We start from the raw sequence: 18597 nt of genomic DNA, 5'->3' as shown, positions 1-18597 counted from the left end.
GGATTCCACCTCCACGCCCACGCGACCCCACCACGGTGGGAAACGATCCCGGAAACCCCATCCGACTCAGGATCGCTAAGCTGATCAGGGACGCTTCGGCAACTCAGCCTGACCGCGGAGGAGCGTCATCGGGTCGAGTCCGGCGTCGCCGACCCCACGCTGCTCAAGGGGTGGATGCCCGCCACGGCCTGAACACTGGCCACTGCGCGACGGCGATGAGGCGGTCAGGATGCGTCCGGGCGGTGGGCGGGTTGGAACAGTTCGATGAGGTTGCCGGCAGGGTCGGTGAGCAGGATTTGACGTCCGCCGGGGCCGCTGACCAGATCGCTGCGGAATGGCAGGCCGGCGGCGCGCAGTCGGTCGATCTCGGTGTCCAGGTCGTCGACGGTCAGGTGGATGCGGTTACGCCCGGCGGCGGTGGCGTCGGCCGGGGTGGCGCGGGCGCCGGAGCTGGCTGGCCCGGACAGGAGCAGTCGCAGCGGGCCGCGTACCACGTCGGCGAAGGCGGGCGCGGCACTGGCGTTCAGGGTGAAGCCGAGATGGGTGGTGTAGAAGTCGATGGCCGCTTGGACGTCATCAACGACGTAGCGGACGCTGGCGTACTGGCTGGCTGCGGTCACGGTTGATCCTCCTTCAAGGCCGGTGGGTGCCAAGGACAGACAGCAGGTGCCTGATACGGGTGTCGATGTCGGCTGCGGTGCGCTGAAAGGCGGGGTAGCCGGCCTGGTCGGTGTCGCCGGCCGCGGCGGGGTCGGGGATGCTCCAGTGCGCCCGCCGGGGATGGTCCGGGAAGTCCGGGCAGACCTCGCGGGCCTTGTCGCACAGGCTGATCACGTAGTCGAACCGGCGACCGGTCACCGTGTCCCAGTGCCGGGGGCGCTGGCCGGTGATGTCGATACCGAGCTGGTCGTGCAGCACCCGTACGGCGTTGGGATGAAGGCGGGACTTGGGGTGGCTGCCGGCGCTGACCGACAGGGCCCGGCCGCCGGTGCGGTGGCGTAGCAGGGCCTCGGCTATCGGCGAGCGAGCGCTGTTGCCGGTACACACAAACAGCACCCCGACTCGAGGCGAGCGCTGCAGGCCAGCTGGCGATCTGCGGGGTGCCGGCGCCCGGCGCAGCGCAGGGTGCAGCGCGGCACCGGTCTCGGCCAGCGCGTCCGTACAGCGATCCAGGTCCAGGTGGTAGTAGCTGTCGCGGCCGTCGAAGCTGCTGCGGGTGGCGGTGACCAGCCCGCCGTCACGCAGTAGCCGCAGATGGTAGGAGACCAGGTTCTGCGGTTCACCGACCCGCGTCGCCAACTCCCGGACCCGGTAGTCGCTGTCGGCGAGTTCGGTCAGCAGCCGCCACCGCAGCGGATGGGCCGCCAGGCGTACGAACGCCGGGGTGGCTTGACTCGACGACGCCATGGTCAGCAGAATACATCAAATCAGTTTGACCTAATAGTCGCGCGGAGAGGTAGGCGCTGCAGGTGGCGGACAGCCCAGGCCACCCCACGACGTTGGCCCGCCGGTTGGGCACCTCTGACGCGGTGGTCATCGGCCTGGGGTCGATGATCGGTGCCGGGGTGTTCGCCGCCTTCGCACCCGCCGCGGAGGCGGCCGGCAGCGGCCTCCTGATCGGCCTGGCGTTGGCGGCGGTCGTGGCCTACTGCAATGGGACCTCCTCCGCACAGTTGGCCGCGGTGTACCCGACCTCCGGTGGGACCTACATCTACGGGCGCGAGCGGCTGGGCGACTGGTGGGGCTTCCTCGCCGGGTGGGGATTCGTGGTGGGCAAGACAGCCTCCTGCGCGGCCATTGCCCTGACCTTCGCCGAATACGCCGCGCCCGACGGATGGCAGCGGCCGGTTGCCCTCGCCGCAGTGATCGGCCTGGCGGCCGTCAACTACCGGGGCGTTACCCGCACCGCCCGACTGACCCGCGTCCTGGTCACGATTGTCCTGGCGGTCCTGGGCTTGGCGGTGGCGCTGAACGTAGCCGGTGGAGTGGACACCTGGTCCCACCTGTCGAGCTGGGCGGGACCGTCCGGCGGATGGTACGGAATCCTGCAGTCGGGCGGGTTGCTGTTCTTCGCCTTCGCCGGCTACGCACGCATCGCCACCATGGGTGAAGAGGTCCGTGACCCACGACGCACGATCCCCCGTGCGATCGTGCTCGCCCTGGCCATCACCATGGCCATCTACCTCACGGTGGCGCTCAGCCTGCTGCTGGTGCTCGGTCCCGACCGGCTCGCCCAATCTGCCGCGCCCCTGGCTACCGCGGTGCAGGCCGCCGGCTGGAGTTGGGCCTCACCGATCGTACGCATCGGTGCCGCCGCGGCGGCGCTGGGTTCACTGCTGGCTCTGATCGCCGGTGTTGGACGTACGAGCCTGGCCATGGCCCGCGAACGCGATCTGCCGAGCTGGCTGGCCGCCGTACATCCGCGGTTCCGGGTGCCGCACCACGCCGAGATCGCTCTTGCCGCCGCCGTCGGGGTCCTAGTGCTCATGACCGACCTGCGCAACGTCATCGGCTTCTCGTCCTTCGGCGTGCTCACCTACTACCTCATCGCCAACATCTCGGCCTTCACCCAGCCCCCGGAACAGCGCCGCTTTCCGCGCCCGCTGCAGCTGCTCGGCGCCCTCGGCTGCGTGATCCTGGTCGCCGCGCTGCCGATCACCGCCGTACTCGCCGGACTGGCCGTCTTCGCCGTCGGCCTGCTCTATCGCGGCCTACGCCTGGCCCTCACCGTCCGACCGACCTGATTGGCCGATCCCGCGTTCGGGCGGTTCACCGGGCCCGGGCAGGCTCAGGAGTCGTCGCGGCTCGCCGGCTTGGTCATCGAGGTGTCCTCTCCGTCGGCGCCAGGTGGGGGCGCTGGGTGGCCTTGTGCGCGGCGTAGCTCTGGTACGCCTGCCGGGTGCTGTCGAGTTCGCTGACCTGGCTGACCGGTACGTCCCACCAGGAGTCGCTGTCGGGGGCGTGGACCGTGGGGTCGGCCTCGACGTGGATGACGACGGGTCCGCCGTCGGCGGGGATGGCCTTGGCGTCCTTGATCGCCTGGTCGAGCTCCTCCGGGCTGCGCACCTCGATGACGGTGGCGCCGAGGCTGCGGGCGTTGGCGGCGAGGTCGACCGGTAGCTTCGCGCCGTCGAGGCGGCCGGTGGCGTCGTCGCGGTATCGGTACCGGGTGCCGAACCGCTGCGAGCCGAGCGATTCCGACAGCGAACCGATGGAGTGGAAGCCATGGTTCTGGACCAGGACGACGATGACCTTGACACGTTCCTGGACCGCGGTGACCAGCTCGGTCGGCATCATCAGGTACGAGCCGTCGCCCACCAGGATGAAGACGTCCCGGTCGGGGTCGGCCAGCCGTACCCCGATGCCGCCGGGGATCTCGTAGCCCATGCACGAGTAGCCGTACTCGACGTGGTAAGCCTTGCGGTCCCGGACCCGCCACAGCTTGTGCAGGTCGCCGGGCATGGAGCCGGCGGCGCACACCACCACGTCCCGGGGGTCGGACAGCTCGTTGACCCGGCCCAGCACCATGCCCTGGGTGAGCACGCCGGCGGGGAGGGTGTCCACGACCTCCGGACCGGGGTGGTAGGTGGCCTCCACCCGTGCGTCCCAGTCCCGCCACAGGCGGGCCTGCCGCTGCCGGTGCTCGGGGGCCACCGCATACCCGTCGAGGGCCGCGCCGAGCGCGGTCAGCGCCTCCCGGGCGTCGGCCACGATCGACAGACCGGCGTGCTTGCCGGTGTCGAAGCGGGCGACGTTGATGTTGACGAAGCGGACGGCCGGGTCCTGGAAGGCCGTGCGCGAGGCGGTGGTGAAGTCGCTGTAGCGGGTGCCGATCCCGATGACGACGTCCGCGTCGCGGGCGAGCGCGTTGGCGGCGGTGGTGCCGGTCGATCCGACGGCGCCCATCGCCTGCGGGTGACCGTGTGGCAGTGAGCCCTTGCCGGCCTGGCTTTCGCCGACCGGAATGCCGGTCGTCTCGCAGAACGCGCGCAGCGCCGCCTCGGCACCGGAGTAGTGCACCCCGCCGCCGGCGACGATGAACGGCTGGCGGGCCGACCGGATGATCGCGGCGGCGTCGGCGATGTCGGCTGCCTCCGCCGGGGGCCGGGCCACCCGCCAGACCCGCTCGGCGAACAGTTCCAGCGGCCAGTCGTACGCCTCGGCCTGCACGTCCTGCGGCAGCGCGATCGTCACCGCCCCGGTTTCCACCGGATCGGTCAGCACCCGCATGGCCCCCAGCAGGGCCGAGGGCAACTGATCGGGCCGGTTGATCCGGTCGAAGAAGCGGGACAGCGGACGGAAGGCGTCGTTGACGGTGAGGTCGCCGCCGTAGGGCACCTCCAGTTCCTGGAGTACCGGCTCGGACACCCGGGTGGCGAAGGTGTCCGACGGGAGCAGCAGCACCGGCAGGCGGTTGACGGTGGCCAGTGCGGTGCCGGTGAGCATGTTGGTGGAGCCGGGGCCGATCGACGCGGTGCAGGCCCAGGTCTGGAGGCGGTCCTTCTGTCGGGCGTAGGCGGCCGCCAGGTGCACCATCGCCTGCTCGTTGCGGGCCAGCACGTACGGCAGGTGTTCGGCACCGCCGGCGAGTTCGTTCTGCAGCAGGGCCTGACCCAGACCCGCGACGTTGCCGTGGCCGAAGATGCCGAGGCAGCCGGCGAACAGCTTCTGGCGTACGCCGTCGCGCTCACTCCACTGGTTGGCGAGGAAACGTACGACGGCCTGGCCGACGGTCAGGCGAATCGTCGTGGCGCTCGCGGTCATCGAGGCCCTCCCATCGGCAGTCTCGGGTCCACGGCCTGTCCAGCCCATGACTGGCGCACCCACCCGTGGGCCGGGTCGTCACAGATCAGCCAGGTCCGGGTGGCGCCGGGGCCGGCCATCACGTTGAGGTAGTAGAGGTCGTAGCCGGGCGGGGCCATCGCCGGGCCGTGCCAGCCGTGCGGTACGAGGACCACGTCACCGGAGCGGACCTCGGCGAGGACATCGATCGGACGCTGCGGCATGCCGTAGACCCGTTGGTAGGCGACCGGGTCGGCGCCGTCGACCGGCGTGCCGCCGGCCTCGGTCCGGACCTCGAAGTAGTAGATCTCTTCGAGTTCGGTCTCCACACCGTCGCGCTCCTCGTCGTGCTTGTGCGGCGGGTAGGAGCTCCAGTTGCCGGCCGGTGTGACGACCTCGCACGCGATGATCGAGTCGGCGTCCAGCACCTGTGGGATGCCGAAGTTGCGCACCTCGCGCGAGGCCATGCCGGCGCCGCGGAGTTCAACGGGTACGTCGGCGGCGGTCAGGTGACACACCGGCAGCGGTGCGGCGAGCTTCGTCGCCCTCGCCCCCGCCAGCGCGACCACGGCCGGCAGGCCGCCCGGGTTGCGCACCGTGAGACGCGCCTCCCGGGGTACGTAACACACATCGGTCGGGCCGGTGAAGACGCTCTCCCGGCCGGTGAGCCGGACCTCGTGCCGTGCGCCGTGGTGGTCGACGACCTCCACGTCCGGGCCGCCGCGCAGCGGTACGACGATGATCTCGCTGTTGCCGGTGGCGAGGTCGGCCTGACCGGCCGGCGGCAGCGTGGCTACTCGGAGGCTGGTGTGCTCCCACCCGTCCAGGGCGTCCGTGATCGCCACCTGGAAGTCGCCCGCTCCGGCTGTGCCGTAGCGGTGGACCCAGCGGCTGGTCGTGCTCACGAGGGCTGCCGGTGGACGAGGCCCGCGGCGATGTCGACGGCCGCCGCCACGTCGCCGTCCGGTGGGAAGAGCAGCGCGCGCCCGACGACCAGTCCGCGCACCGGGGGCAGGTCGAGCGCCGCGCCCCACGCGGCGTACGTCTCGTCGGGGCGGCCGCTCGGATCGCCGCCGAGCAGGAGAGTCGGCAGGGTCGTGGCGTCCATGACCCGGGCCAGGTCGTCGACGACCGGCAGCTTCAGCCAGGTGTGCTGACTGCTCGCCCCGAGCGCTGAGCCGATGTGGATCGAGGCGATGACCGATTCGGGGTCCAGCAGGTTGCGGACCCGGCCATCGACGCGGACGGACAGGAAGGGCTCCACCATCGCCATCAGGCCACGCCCGGCCAGTTCCGTGACCGCCCGGCCGCTCGCCTCGAGGGTTGCCGGTGTCGCCGGATCATCGAGGCAGATCCGGGTGAGCATCTTGCCCCCGTCGAGTCCTCGGGCGGCGATCTCCGCGACGTTGTAGGCGGTGAACCGGTCGTCGAACTCGAAGACCGAGCCCTGCAGGCCGCCCCGATTCATCGAGCCGATGGCGATCTTGTCGTCGAGCGCGCCGAGCAGCAGCAGATCGTCAAGGATGTCGGGGGTGCCGAGCACCCCGTCGGCACCGGGGCGGGACAGCGCGGTGGCAAGGCGTTCCAGCAACTCGCTGCGGGACGCCATGGCCTGGCGGTTGTCCCGTACGCCGAGGGCGCCGCGGGCGGGGTGGTCCGCGGCCACGATGAGCAGTTGGCCGTCGGGGCCCACCAGGTCGCGACGCCTGCGGGCGGCCCACCCGGCGGCGATCCGCTCCGGCTCACGCACCCGGACCTCGGTCAGCTCACGGATACGAGGTCGTATCGAGGTCGTGATCATCGTGCCACCTCCTCTTCCCGGTCGCCGAGGAGCACCTCGACCTCGGCTGTTGTCGGCATGGCGCTGGAGCATTCGAGTCGGGATGCGACGATGGCCCCCGCCGCGTTGGCGAACCGCAGGACGCGGTGCAGCTCCCAGCCGCTGAGCAGCCCGTGGACGAGGGCGCCGCCGAAGGCGTCGCCGGCGCCGAGGCCGTTGACGACCGCCACGGGTACGGGCGGCACCTCGACGCGCTCGGTGGTGGTCGCGGCGAGGACGCCCTTGGGGCCCTGCTTGACGATGGCCAACTCGACCCCCATGCCCAGCAAGGCGTCGGCGGCGCGCTGCGGGTCGGTCTCACCGACCGCGATCTCGCACTCCTCGCGGTTGCCCACCGCGACCGTGACGTGCCGCAGGGCTTCGCCCATCTGGGCGGTGGCCTCCTCGGGGCTCGACCAGAACATCGGCCGGTAGTCGAGGTCGAGGATGGTGTGCGCCCGCCGGCCGCGAGCCCGCCAGGCGGCGAAGTGCGCCGAGCGGGACGGGTCCTGCGACAGGCCGGTGACCGTGCTCCAGTAGACGGCCGCGTCGCGGATCGCGTCGAGCGGGATCTCGTCCGGTTCGATCAGCAGGTCGGGGGCGACCGGATAGCGGTAGAAGTACAGCGGGAAGTCATCCGGGGGAAAGATCTCGCAGAAGGTGACCGGCGTCGGCGGGCCGTCGACCTCGGTGACAAAGGTGTCATCCACGTTGAACCCGCGTAGCGCGCGGTGGATGTACCGGCCGAAGGGGTCGCGGCCGGTACGGGTGACGAGGGCGGTCCGTCGCCCGTGCCGGGCCGCGGCCACCGCCACGTTGGTCGCGCTGCCGCCGAGGAACTTCTCGAACCGCTCGACGTCCTCAAGCCCCACGCCGTGGTCGAGCGGATAGATGTCGACCCCGGTCCGGCCCATCGCCACCAGGTCGTACGCCTTCACGCCACGCCCGATGCGCATCCGTATCCCATCCCGTGCATGGAGGTATGCCCCGGCCCGCTAGGCGGCCCCTGGCCGAGCCGGCAACGTTGCCCGAGAGCCTGCCTGGGGGTAAAAGTTCTGTCAAGAGTTTGTTCTGACATAGTTACGTGCTGTCTTACTATCAAGGCAGGTGTAGAGTGCGGCCGTGGCAATTCAAGTTGGCGTGACGATCGACCGCTCCTCCCCCGTGCCGCTCTACCACCAGCTCGCAGAGCAGCTCAGCAACGCCATCGCCACGGGCCAGTTGCGACCCGGCGACCCCTTCGAGAACGAGATCGCGCTCGCGACGCGGCTCAGCCTGTCCCGCCCGACCGTGCGGCGCGCCATCCTGGAGCTGGTCAACCGCGGCTTCCTCGTACGACGGCGGGGGCTGGGCACCACGGTCGCGAACCGCAAGGTGCACCGACGCGCCGAACTCACCAGCCTCTACGACGACCTCAAGCGCGAGGGCGTCCAGCCCGAGACCATCCTCCTGCAGCACGAGCTGAAGCGGGACGAGCAGATAGCCGGCATGCTCGACCTGCCCGCCGATACCGAACTCCTCGCCATCGTCCGCCTGCGGCTGGCCGGCGGTCGACCACTGGCCATCCTCCGCAACTGGCTGCCACCGCCGTACACCGACATCGACAAGGACGATCTTGAAGCAGCTGGCCTGTACGCTGTGCTACGGGAGCGCGCCGTGCGTCCCGTCGTCGCACACCAGTCGATAGGCGCGCGCATGCCGGACGCGGCGGAACGCCGCCACCTCCAGCTACGGCCCGCGGAGCCCGTGCTCACCATGACGCGCAGCGCGTTCGACGCGGTCGGCGCGCCGGTGGAGTACGGCGATCACTGCTACCGAGCGCAGGACTACAGCATCGACGTCATGATCGACCAGCGCTGACGCGGGGCTTCAGCTGGCCCGCTCTGTCCGCCTACCGCTCGGTGTCGGGCTCGGTGGCGGCGTTACGGACGAGGTGGTTGGCCTCTTCAGGGGTGAGGTTGGTGGCACGGAGCAGGTCGCTGGCGGCGCTGCGGATCTGGAGGACGACAGTCTCACCGAATGCGTAGGTTGGGTGTCTGCTGGCGTGTCCGGCCAGGCGTGCGGCTTCGAGGACGGCCTGGCGGGTCTGTCCTGCTGCCGTGGCGGTGACGCACGCGCGATGAAGGTGGGTCAGCGCGTCGCCGAGGGTGTCCACGGCCTGGTGCAGCGGGGGCGGAACGGGTTCGTGATATTCGAGCAGGGTGGCGACCCGGCGGGCCAGCACTCGGATGTCGATGGCGAAGGCGTCGAGTTGACCCGAGGCCGCCCGGTACTGCTGGTAGCGGTGGCGCCGGTGGCGCCACCAGGGGGCGATGGTCACGGCCTCGTCAGCGGCTCGCAGGGCTTCGTTGAGGCGCGTGCTGTCGGTGTCGATCGTGTTGAGGCTGTTCAGGGCCCGCATGGCAAGGTTCCGGTCGCCGGTGGCCAGGGCCTGGGCGGTGGTGTGGATTGCGGCGGCGAGGTCGGTGAAGAACGGTCTGGCGGCGCGGTCGACGGCCCGCAACGGGTCCAAGGGCAGGAGCAGTGCCACGGCGAGGAAGCCGACCGAGGCGCCCACAGCGGCGTCGATGATGCGGGGTAGCTCGAGACTGCGTTGATTCCCGGCGAGGGTGGCGAACAGCGTGGCGGTCGCGCCGGCCTGGCTGACCATGGCACCGCTGCGGCCGGCGACCAGCATGCTCAGCGCGATGGAACTGGAGACAACAACCGAGATCTGCCACACTCCGCTACCGACGAGATAGAGCAGGGCGTCGGCCACCGTGATGCCCAGCCCCACCCCGACGAGCAGTTCCACCGCCTGTCTGGTGCGTTGCCCGGTGGCAGCGGCGATCGTGGCGAGCGCGGCCACAGGTGCGAACACCGGCGCCTCACGGCCGAGGAAATGTGTGGCGATGAGCCACGCGGCGGCCGTGGCGAGCCCGGCCTGGACGGAGAGCAGCGCGATGGCCGCCAACTGGCGGGTGGCGAGAAAGTGGCGCACGGCCGGCAGCCACAGGGCCCGGCCGAGACGCTCGGCGGGACGGCCCGATCTTCCCCGGCCGCGATCGTCCGGAGAGGCCATGTCATGGGCTTCCCACTGGTGCTGGAGATAATCCCGGCCGTATCGGGTGTCATTCACCCGGTGGCTGGTCGGCGCGCGTGCGGCCCGCCAGCCTGGCCCAGCCCGAGGCAAATCCGTCCCGGCGGCTGACGGCGGCCGTGCGGATCATGTCGTGGGCCGTTTGCCGCCGGACGCCTCGGGCAATCGCGCGGTAGCCGCCCGGGGAAGGGCAGGCAATGCAGATGGTCGGCGCGGGCAGCGACATCGCATCGGTGGAGAGCTGAGGGGCGTGATGCGGCGCAACGTCAGGGTGGAGCCGAGGATCACAGGCGGGGAGTCGGTCGGGCTGGCCGACGTGGTGTGGGACAACGCGCGGCAGGAGCCGGACGCGGTGCAGTTCCGGCGCCCTGACCCGGACGCCCGGTCGTGGCCGCGCTCGTCCGGTGATCCAGCGGTGGTGACCTGCCGGCAGTTCCGCGACGACGTGCTGGCCGTGGCTCGCGGGCTGATCGCGGCCGGCGTGACGCCCGGGAGCCGGGTGGGCCTGATGAGCCGTACCCGGTACGAGTGGACCCTGGTCGACTACGCGGTGTGGACGGTCGGCGCGGTGACCGTTCCGGTGTACGACACGTCGAGCGCGGAGCAGCTGGCCTGGATCCTCGCCGACTCGGGCGCGGTGGGGTGCGTGGTGGAGACGGCGGACCACGCCGCGCTGCTGGCCGGCGTACGTGGCGGGCTGCCGGAGTTGCGCCAGGTGTGGCAGATCGACTCCGGCGACCTGATCAAGCTGGCGGAGCAGGGCCGGGCCGTTGACGACGAGGCGGTCGAACGCAGGCGGGCCGCGGTGTCGGGCGCGGACCCGGCCACGATCGTCTACACCAGCGGGACCACGGGCCGACCCAAGGGCTGCGTGCTCACGCACCGGAACATTCACCTCGACGTCGGCAACGCGGTCGCCGCGCTGCCGGAGTTGTTCAACCAGGCGGCGTCGACAGTCCTCTTCCTCCCGCTGGCGCACGCTTTCGCCAGGTTGGTCCAGGTGGCCACGGTGCAGACCCGGGCGACGATGGTGCCCAGCCCCAACGCGCACGACGTGCTGAAGCAGCTTCGCCGATATCAACCGACGTTCGTCCTGGCCGTACCGAGAGTGTTCGAGAAGGCGTACAACGGGGCGCGGCAGAAGGCCGCCGACCAGCATCGGGGGTGGCTGTTCGACGTCGCGGACCGGGTGTCGGTGGGGTACAGCCGGGCGCTCGACACGCCGTCCGGCCCCGGGATCGGCCTCCGGCTGCGGCGCGGTCTTTTCGACCTGCTGGTCTACCGGAAGCTGCGGGCCGCGTTCGGCGGCCGCTGCCGTCTCGCCGTCGTCGGCGGGGCTCCCCTCGGTGAGCGACTCGGGCACTTCTTCCGTGGCGCCGGCCTCACCACCCTGGAGGGGTACGGGTTGACGGAAACGTCCCCGGCGCTGGCGGTGAACCGGCCCTCGGGGATGCGGATCGGCACCGTCGGCCGGCCGCTGCCCGGCGTGGAACTGGCCATCGCCGACGACGGGGAGGTCCTCGTCCGCAGCGACGTCGTGTTCCAGGGGTACTGGAACAACCCGGCCGCGACCAGCGAGACGTTCACCGCCGACGGCTGGTTCCGCACCGGCGACCTCGGCAGCCTCGACGACGACGGCTACCTGCGGATTACCGGGCGCACAAAGGAGATCATGGTGACCGCTGAGGGAAAGAACATCGCTCCCGACCCGATCGAGGACCGGGTCCGCGCACACCCGCTGGTCAGCCAGTCCATGCTGACCGGCAACGGCAAGCCGTACGTCGCCGCCCTGGTCACCATCGACCCGCAGGCGTGGTCCCGGTGGCGCGAGGCGCACGGTCACCCACGAGCCTCGGTGGCGGAGTTGCGCGAAGACCCCGCCCTGCGCGGCGAGATTCAGACCGCGATCGACCAGGCGAACCGGTCGGTCTCCCACGCGGAGGCGATCAAGACCTTCCGGATCCTGCCCGACGACTTCACCGAGGCCAACGGTGAGCTCACCCCCACCTTGAAGATCAGACGCGAGGTGGTGCAGCGGCACCGCGCCGCCGACATCGACGCCCTCTACCGCGGCCACTGACCCCGAACCCCGACTGACCCCGTAATCCGGTGCCGTGCCCGTGCCCGGAGGGCGATGCCTGGACTCGGTGGGATGGCGGTGGTGGCCGAGAGCCGTGGTGATGTCAGAGGTAGCTGAACAACGGGGGAAAGGCCAGGACAACGATCCAGGCCCACGCGGCGTACACCGGTAGGTAGCTGGTCTGCCAGCGCTCGAGTGCCGCGAACGGGGTGCGCCGGCGGACGAAACCCAGCAGCAGCCACGCCGACCAGGCGAGATTGGCCAGCAGGATGACGTTCTCCCCCAGCGCCGCCGCCTTGTTGGGTGTGGTGCCGTACTCGGTGATGCGCCCGGTGATCGCCACCAGCACCAGCACATCGATGATCAACGCGCTGACCACGAGGGCGAACTGCAGCTTGTCGAACAGGCCGGGCGGGGCGAGCGGATCGCGGGCTGAGATCGAGTAGAGCAGCAACCCCAGCACCACGACCAGCAGGAGGTCGAACAGAATCAGCGCTTCCCGCTCGACGTTGATGCCGGCGGTGGTCCAGGCGAGGGCAACGAGGAAGGCCAGCAGCGCGGCGGTGAAGAGCGGGGTGAACAGCCGCGTGAGCACTGGGGCGATGTTCTCGACAACACTCTGCTTGGCCTCGACGAGCCACCCGGCCACCACCACCGCGGCCACGACGCCGCAGGGCAGAAGCCACTGCGAGATGAAGTTTTCCGGGGAGATCCCGATGGCCTTGAAGGTCCCGACCATGAATGCCATCAGCACGCCGCCACCGAGGGCGATGAGGACGAAGTAGACGAACCATTCGCCGGTGAAGCGGATGAAGTCCATCCGCCGGCGTGACGAGCGCAGATCGTCGGCCACATAGGCCAGACCGACCACGATCCACAGGGCGATGGGGAGATGGATGCTGGTCAGGACCACCGACTGGGAGTTCTCCGCGAGCGGATAGACGTTGGCCGCCACGGCGCCGAGGGCGAACAACGCCAGCAGTAGCCCGATCAGCGCCTTCCCGGCGTGACGACGCCAGGCCAGGAAGGCCGCCAGCCAGGGCAGCGCGAGCACGCTGAAGTTGGGCCCATAGAACGCGGCGTCCTCTTCGAACCTCATCCCGAACAGTTCCGGCACCTTGATCGACGCTGCCGCGCCCGCCGCGCAGATGACCATCGCGGTCAGGTCGCGCCGCGACCCGGTGTCCGCCGCCGGACCGCCGGTCTCGCCGGTCAGCACCAGTTGCTTCCAGAGCCGTTCCGAATGCTCCCGGGCGAACTCGCGGGACAACTCGTCCAGGCCACCCATGCGTTTGACCGCGACGAGGAACGCCTCGTCGGCACGTAGGCCAACGGCGATGAGCTCGTCGACGGAACCCCGCAGATGGTCTTCGAGCTCTTCGGCGTCGGACTGCTTCAGCTCGGAGCGGCGCTGTACGTGTTGGCGCCACTGAGCGAACTGCGCCTCCAGTTCGTCTTGGCCGTCCGGCGCTGTCATGCCTGGCCCTCCAGCGGGATCGCTGTCAACGGCCGGAAGTCGCCGGGGCCGAGCCAGATCTGCTTGAGCGCGTCCACGACGGTGTCCCACTGGCGGCGTTGCTCGGCAAGCTCGGCCAGGCCGCTGTTGGTGATGCGGTAATACTTGCGCCGTCGCTCCCCAGCCACCGACTGCCAGCTCGACTCCACGTGCCCGAGGCGCTCAAGCCGGTGCAGCAGCGGGTAGAGCAGTCCCTCGGTCCAGTCCAGCTCTCCACCCGACAGCTGGTTGATCCGCTTGAGGATGGCGTAGCCGTAGCTCTCCCCCTCGGCGAGGATGCCCAGCACCATCGGTGTCGCCGAGGCAGCGACGAGATCCTTGGTGACCCTCACGAGACCTCCCTGAGCTCACACCCTAGGACTATGATGCATAGTAGCTCTAGGTATGGGCAGGCGCAGGGAACTCGGGCCGCCAGTAAATGGATCGACGGGTGCGGAGCGGACCGACGCGCCTGCGGTGGGCCCGGCCGGACCTGGGCCCACCGCGGCATCGGCGTTGTCAGACCTGGCCGCACGACCCCTGGCTGGCGAACGGCAGGTTGGCGTACCGGGAGACGTCGTACGACGTCAAGGATCCGTCAGCGGCGGCCCGCAGAACCGCCATGGTCGGAATCCGGAACAGGTTTTCGAGCTGGCCGTTGCTCTTCTGGCCGACGGAGCGGACCTCGTAGAAGATGGCGCCCCGGGTGGGTGCCTGCGCCACGGGCTGCTCCCCCGCGGGAGCCGTCCCGCCCAGGAGCATGCGGCTGAGCACGGCGTTGGTGATGTCGATCAGCGGGTAGTGCGCGACGTTGGCGAGCCCGTAGCGGCTGAGTGCGTCGACGCTCACCATGGCCATCTGGCGGTTCGTGAGCCACTGCTCGGCCGTCATCCGTGACGGGTCGATGGACCGGGCGCCGATCTGAAACTGGTTGAGCTGGTCGGTGCCGTCGACCACGGGAGCCTGGCCCATGTGGTGCAGATCGAGCGCCAGCTGCGGGGCCACCTGGCGCCACAGCCGCCAGAAGGCGGCGGACTCCGGCTGGGCAAAGTTCTCCCAGTCGCGGTTGAGGTCGACGCGGTTGGGGGTCGTGCTCTGCCGGATGTTCGCCTCGGAGCCGTCGGGGTTGTACATCGGGATCACCACGACGGTGAGCTTCTCGCGGATCAGTCGTGCCTCCGGGGACCCACTGGCGAGGTGATCGAGGATCTGGAGCACCGCCTCGGTGCTGTGCAGCTCATTGCCGTGGATCCGCGCCTGCAGCCAGAAGGTCATCGGACCGCTGCCGACCGTCGCGTACAGCAACTCCCGCCCCTCGCCGGAGGTCCCCGCCGAGTCGACCCGGACCAGTCCCCGGCTGGTCCGCTCGATCCGATCGAGCACCTGACGGACATCGTCGTAACCGGCGACGCTGGACAGGCTCACATTCTGGCTGGGCTGCAGGCATGGACCGCCTGGCAGATGTGTCGGGCTGGCGGAGGCCGGCGGGGCGCCGGTCAGGACGGTGGCGAGCAGACCGGCCGTGGCGAGCGCCGCGAGGCTTCTACGCATCGATGCTCCTTGCGATCGGTTGGAGGCGAGTCACAGTGGCTGGTGACTTGACGCCTTCGTATCCCGGCCTCACCGCCGTGAACAAGTCTTGTCTTTGCCAAGGGATCGGGTTAGCAGGGTTGCCGAAGGACCTCGAAGACCTCGGACATACGGGGACCGGTCGCGTGGTTGACGCCGGTGGGCGAGCCAGAATCTGGCTGACCCACCGGCGTTCCATGCCGGCCATGGTTCCCGTGCGGGTCAGCCCGCGGGCACCGGCTCGGCGGCGTCGACCTGCCGCCGCTTCGCCGCGCGCAGCGTGAGACCGGCGGTGACGGCGCCCGCGGCGGCGATGATCCCGGCGCCGACGAAGGCGGCGGAGTAGCCGTCGGTCAGGGCGGGCAGGTCGCCGAGCTGGTCGGCTCCGGCGGAGGAGGCGACCGCGGTCATGGCGGCCAGGCCAAGCGCGGAGCCGACCTGGTAGCTGGTGTTGACGATGCCCGAGGCGAGGCCACCCTCCTCAGGCCGGGCGCTGGAGATCGCCGTGCCGAGAGACGGGATGAACGCCAGGGACATGCCCAGCGCCGCGACCAGCGAGGCGGGCAGGACGTCCACGGCGAAGCTGCCGTCCGGGCGGACCAGGGCGAGCCAGCCGAGCCCGACGGCGAGAACCGCGAGGCCGGTGACCACCATGGGCTTCGTGCCGAACCGGGCGATGGCCCGCGGGGCGAGCGCGATCATGCCAATCATGATGAGGATCGTCATCGGCAGCAGCGCGGCGCCGCTGGGGAAGGCGCGGTAGCCGAGGACGTGCTGCAGGTAGAGGTTGAGGAAGAACCACATCAGGATCCACGCCGCGCCGAGCAGCAGTTGGGCGACGTTGGCGGCGGCGAGGTTCGGGGCGCGGAAGATCGACAGTCGCATCAGCGGCTCGCGGCGGGCCGCCTGGATGGCGACGAACGCGCCCAGGGCGACGACGGCTCCGGCGAGGACCAGCCAGGTCTGCCCCGAGGCCCAGCCGACCTCGGGGGCCCGGACGATTCCGTAGACGGCCGCGCCGAGCCCGACGGTCACCGTGAGGGCGCCGAAGATGTCCAGCGACCCCTTACGCGTGCCGCCGGCGGGCATCAGCGCCGGGGTGGCCACCAGCGCGAGCACGGCGATGGGGATGTTGATGTAGAAGACCCAGGGCCAGCTGATGTATTCGGTGATGACACCGCCGAGGAAGACGCCGGCGGCGCCGCCGGCGGGTGCCGCGGCTCCGTAGAGGGCGAGAGCGCGGGTAAGTTCCTTGGGTTCAGCCCCGAACAGCGTCATCAGCAGGGTGAGCGCGGACGGGGCGATGAGGGCCGCACCGGCTCCTTGTACGGCACGGGCGGTGAGCTCGACCGCCACGCTGTCGGCCAGGCCGGCGACGGTGGAGCCGATGAGCAGGATGAGCCAGCCTGCGGCGAACATGCGTCGGGCGCCGAGGAGATCAGACAGTCGGCCGCCGAGCAGGAGCAGGCCGCCGAACGCGACGACGTAGGCGTTGAAGACCCAGGACAGGTTCTCGGGTGAGAAGCCGAGATCCGCCTGGATGCGTGGTAGTGCGACGCCGATGATCGAGGTGTCCATGATGACCATGAACTGGGCGAGGGCGATGAGCCCGAGGGCCCACCAGCGCTTCGATTGAGATGACATGATGATTACTCCTTCGGTTACCCCTAGGGGGTATCGGTAGCGGAGTTTTTCTACCCCCCACCCGTATGGTTCGTCAAGTGGTATCGGCTTACATCTGCTGCAGGGCATGGGGGCCTGCCGAGGTCTTGATACGGATACCGGTGAGGGGTATGTTCAGAACGCTGGCCGACGGGCAGCTGGCCCGATCGCTTGGGCGGCCGCCTGGCGCACCGCCACGGCATCCGACACGGAGGAGATCCACATGTGCGGCAATGAATCGAACTGCGGCTGCGGCACCGTCACGATCGACAGCGGCCCTGCGGCCGCCGACACCGGTGCGGCACCCCGGAGCACCTATCAGGTGTCGGGTATGACCTGCGGCGGCTGCGCCAAGAAGGTGACCGGGCACATCTCCGAGATCACGGGCGTGACCGATGTGCAGGCCGACGTGGCCGCGGGCAGCATCACCGTCCTCAGCGAAAAGCCGCTGGACACCGCCGAGGTCCGCGCCGCCGTGCAGCGGGCCGGCTACCAGCTCGCGGACTGACCCGCAGGCACGCGCATCCCTGCGGCACCGTCTGGCGCCCTGGGGATGCGGCCTGCCATCCGTCCCGGTACGAGGAGACCGACCTGACCGCCAACGATTTACGGCAGCTTCCTGGTCGAGTCCACCGATGACCAACTACGAGCCCACCTGAACAGCTGCGGCGACAGTGGGACAAGAAGGTGACTTCCAAGCTGTCGTTGATCGGTCCTCGGGTGGTCGCTGAATGCAGCACGCTGACCCTATGAACCGCCCAGCTGCGTTCCTCACTGACCCGCCGAAGAGTTCGGCGGTGGCCGCCGCCTACGAGGCCGATGTCACCTCCGACGGCTACGTCAACAACCTCACTCGGGTCTGGTGCTGGCGCCCTGACGTGCTGGCATCCTTCCAGGCCGTGCGTGCCGATCTCCTGGCCGGCTCAGCCCTGTCGCCGAGGGAAGTAGCCGTGATGGTTGCTGCCACCGCCGCTGCCCGCGGCGACGCTTACTGTGCGCTGGCGTGGGGATCCAGGCTGGCCGAACTCAGTGACGAGGCGACCGCCGCAAGGGTGCTGCAAGGCGTGGACAGTGACCTGTCCGAGCGGGAGGCCGCACTCGCCGGTTGGTCCCGCCAGGTCGTCCAGGATCCGAATGCCACAACCGAGGCCCACGTGGAGCGTTTACGCGACGCGGGCCTCAACGACCAGGAGATCTTCGAGGCGACGACCTGGATCGCGTTCCGGCTGGCGTTCTCCACCATCAACGACGCGCTCGGAGCACGGCCTGATCCGCAGCTTGGGGAGAAGGCGCCGCGGCTCGTCCGGGAAACCGTCACCTACGGCCGCCAGGTCTAGGCCCCGCACCGGGGACACAGAGCTGTCAGAGCGGGTTGAGGTGCGCCCTGAGCAGGCAGAACTCATTGCCCTCAGCGGGGCTGGCTCACGGCGAGAATGTTGCCTTCGCTGTCCTTGAACCAGGCGCCACGCATCGTCGGCAACTCTGCAATGCCGTTGACGGTCTTGAGCCCAGGGATGTCGTACTCCTCGAACGTCACGCCGCGCCCTCGCAGGTCCGCCACTTGGGCGTCGAGGTCAGCGACCAGCCAGGCCGCCAGCGTGTGGGGCGCCTGCCCGGCATTGGAGGTGGGATAGATGAAGAACTGCGTTCCACCGGACTCGAAATGAACGGCGTCCTCGGCTTCCCGCGAAATCGTCAGGCCCAGCGTGTCGCGATAGAAGTGCTTGGCCCGTTCCATGTCGCCCGCTGGAATGGCCGCCTGCACCGGTGCGTCTGTCAACATGATGGCTCACCTCCTGCGACAGCGTAACCAGCACCAGGCCGGCACGGTTCCGCTTTGTCCGGGTCCGGTACCGCCACCGACAACCCCACGCTCTGGCGAACCTCTGCGACCCGGTCATGGCAACGATCGTGGCCCTCGTCATCGCCCGCGACGAATCGCGTACGCGGCCGGCACCGCCCGGTTCCCGCTCGTCGGCAAGGGCGGCCATGGAAGGGCAGCCCACCAGAGCGTCCCTGATCAGCTTAGTGATCCTGAGTCGGATTGGGTTTCCGGGATCGTTTCCCACCGTGGTGGGGTCGCGTGGGCGTGGAAGTGGAATCCTGCGCCC

At 69.9% G+C, this 18597-nt stretch carries 17 protein-coding genes; 5 read left to right on the top strand and 12 right to left on the bottom strand.

The features are described from left to right. Positions 1-224 precede the first annotated feature (224 nt). Both ACGF4F_RS37200 and ACGF4F_RS37195 read right to left on the bottom strand, forming a co-directional pair. Positions 225-620 (bottom strand): VOC family protein, encoded by a 396-nt coding sequence (locus ACGF4F_RS37200; RefSeq protein ID WP_393085197.1) that lies wholly within the window; start codon positions 618-620, stop codon positions 225-227. Between the two features lie 13 nt (positions 621-633). Beyond that, positions 634-1407 (bottom strand): ArsR family transcriptional regulator, encoded by a 774-nt coding sequence (locus tag ACGF4F_RS37195; RefSeq protein ID WP_393085194.1) that lies wholly within the window; start codon positions 1405-1407, stop codon positions 634-636. Between the two features lie 62 nt (positions 1408-1469). On the opposite strand from ACGF4F_RS37195, the gene ACGF4F_RS37190 reads away from it, so the two are divergent. Beyond that, positions 1470-2744: an APC family permease gene (locus ACGF4F_RS37190; RefSeq protein ID WP_393085191.1), complete on the top strand. Its 1275-nt coding sequence runs from the start codon at positions 1470-1472 to the stop codon at positions 2742-2744. Between the two features lie 73 nt (positions 2745-2817). Here the strand turns inward: ACGF4F_RS37190 and iolD are convergent, their stop codons facing one another. Genes iolD through iolC form a run of 4 tightly spaced genes read right to left on the bottom strand, consistent with a single transcriptional unit; the run spans position 2818 to position 7557 of the window. Beyond that, the gene (iolD, locus tag ACGF4F_RS37185) at positions 2818-4764 is read right to left on the bottom strand and encodes a 3D-(3,5/4)-trihydroxycyclohexane-1,2-dione acylhydrolase (decyclizing) (protein WP_393085188.1); all 1947 of its coding nucleotides are present in this window, start codon (positions 4762-4764) and stop codon (positions 2818-2820) included. Further along, the gene (gene iolB, locus ACGF4F_RS37180) at positions 4761-5687 is read right to left on the bottom strand and encodes a 5-deoxy-glucuronate isomerase (RefSeq protein WP_393085185.1); all 927 of its coding nucleotides are present in this window, start codon (positions 5685-5687) and stop codon (positions 4761-4763) included. The genes iolD and iolB overlap by 4 nt, the downstream gene beginning before the upstream one ends. After that, entirely contained in the window at positions 5684-6583 is a 900-nt protein-coding gene (locus ACGF4F_RS37175) for an aldolase (RefSeq protein WP_357443077.1), read from the bottom strand. Before ACGF4F_RS37175 ends, iolB begins: the two co-directional genes overlap by 4 nt. Further along, positions 6580-7557, bottom strand: a complete 978-nt coding sequence (gene iolC, locus ACGF4F_RS37170; RefSeq protein WP_393085182.1) for a 5-dehydro-2-deoxygluconokinase — start codon at positions 7555-7557, stop codon at positions 6580-6582. The genes ACGF4F_RS37175 and iolC overlap by 4 nt, the downstream gene beginning before the upstream one ends. A gap of 166 nt (positions 7558-7723) precedes the next feature. Here iolC and ACGF4F_RS37165 point away from each other — a divergent pair, with 166 nt between their 5' ends. Next, complete coding sequence (locus ACGF4F_RS37165; RefSeq protein WP_357443071.1) at positions 7724-8461, top strand: GntR family transcriptional regulator; 738 nt, start codon at positions 7724-7726, stop codon at positions 8459-8461. A gap of 31 nt (positions 8462-8492) precedes the next feature. Here ACGF4F_RS37165 and ACGF4F_RS37160 read toward each other — a convergent pair whose 3' ends face one another. Further along, on the bottom strand, positions 8493-9581 hold the full coding sequence (locus tag ACGF4F_RS37160; RefSeq protein ID WP_393085178.1) for an aromatic acid exporter family protein: 1089 nt from the start codon (positions 9579-9581) through the stop codon (positions 8493-8495). Positions 9582-9933: 352 nt separating this feature from the next. Here ACGF4F_RS37160 and ACGF4F_RS37155 point away from each other — a divergent pair, with 352 nt between their 5' ends. Next, positions 9934-11760 (top strand): AMP-dependent synthetase/ligase, encoded by a 1827-nt coding sequence (locus ACGF4F_RS37155; RefSeq protein WP_393085200.1) that lies wholly within the window; start codon positions 9934-9936, stop codon positions 11758-11760. Positions 11761-11863: 103 nt separating this feature from the next. On the opposite strand, the gene ACGF4F_RS37150 is transcribed toward ACGF4F_RS37155, so the two are convergent. The 4 genes from ACGF4F_RS37150 to ACGF4F_RS37135 all read right to left on the bottom strand — a co-directional run bounded on the left by ACGF4F_RS37150 (position 11864) and on the right by ACGF4F_RS37135 (position 16468). After that, the gene (locus ACGF4F_RS37150; protein WP_393085175.1) at positions 11864-13237 is read right to left on the bottom strand and encodes a permease prefix domain 1-containing protein; all 1374 of its coding nucleotides are present in this window, start codon (positions 13235-13237) and stop codon (positions 11864-11866) included. Next, on the bottom strand, positions 13234-13608 hold the full coding sequence (locus tag ACGF4F_RS37145) for a helix-turn-helix transcriptional regulator (RefSeq protein WP_357443060.1): 375 nt from the start codon (positions 13606-13608) through the stop codon (positions 13234-13236). The genes ACGF4F_RS37150 and ACGF4F_RS37145 overlap by 4 nt, the downstream gene beginning before the upstream one ends. 166 nt (positions 13609-13774) lie before the next feature. Next, positions 13775-14806 (bottom strand): M14 family zinc carboxypeptidase, encoded by a 1032-nt coding sequence (locus tag ACGF4F_RS37140; protein ID WP_357443057.1) that lies wholly within the window; start codon positions 14804-14806, stop codon positions 13775-13777. A 240-nt stretch (positions 14807-15046) separates the two neighbouring features. Further along, the gene (locus ACGF4F_RS37135; RefSeq protein ID WP_393085171.1) at positions 15047-16468 is read right to left on the bottom strand and encodes an MFS transporter; all 1422 of its coding nucleotides are present in this window, start codon (positions 16466-16468) and stop codon (positions 15047-15049) included. A gap of 241 nt (positions 16469-16709) precedes the next feature. On the opposite strand from ACGF4F_RS37135, the gene ACGF4F_RS37130 reads away from it, so the two are divergent. Together ACGF4F_RS37130 and ACGF4F_RS37125 are read left to right on the top strand one after the other, a co-directional pair. Next, a complete protein-coding gene (locus ACGF4F_RS37130; RefSeq protein ID WP_357443051.1) occupies positions 16710-16994 on the top strand; it encodes a heavy-metal-associated domain-containing protein in 285 nt (94 codons plus the stop codon). A gap of 289 nt (positions 16995-17283) precedes the next feature. Continuing rightward, positions 17284-17823 carry a carboxymuconolactone decarboxylase family protein gene (locus ACGF4F_RS37125; protein WP_393085167.1) on the top strand — a complete coding sequence of 180 codons (540 nt, stop codon included), beginning with the start codon at positions 17284-17286 and terminating at the stop codon, positions 17821-17823. 71 nt (positions 17824-17894) lie between these two features. On the opposite strand, the gene ACGF4F_RS37120 is transcribed toward ACGF4F_RS37125, so the two are convergent. Then, positions 17895-18269 carry a VOC family protein gene (locus tag ACGF4F_RS37120; protein ID WP_357443046.1) on the bottom strand — a complete coding sequence of 125 codons (375 nt, stop codon included), beginning with the start codon at positions 18267-18269 and terminating at the stop codon, positions 17895-17897. Positions 18270-18597: the final 328 nt, after the last annotated feature.

The organism is Micromonospora sp. NPDC047740, assembly GCF_043204735.1.
Classification (GTDB): Bacteria; Actinomycetota; Actinomycetes; order Mycobacteriales; family Micromonosporaceae; genus Micromonospora.
The sequence above is the reverse complement of the archived record's forward strand: the minus strand, read 5'-3'. Positions and strand labels throughout refer to the sequence as shown.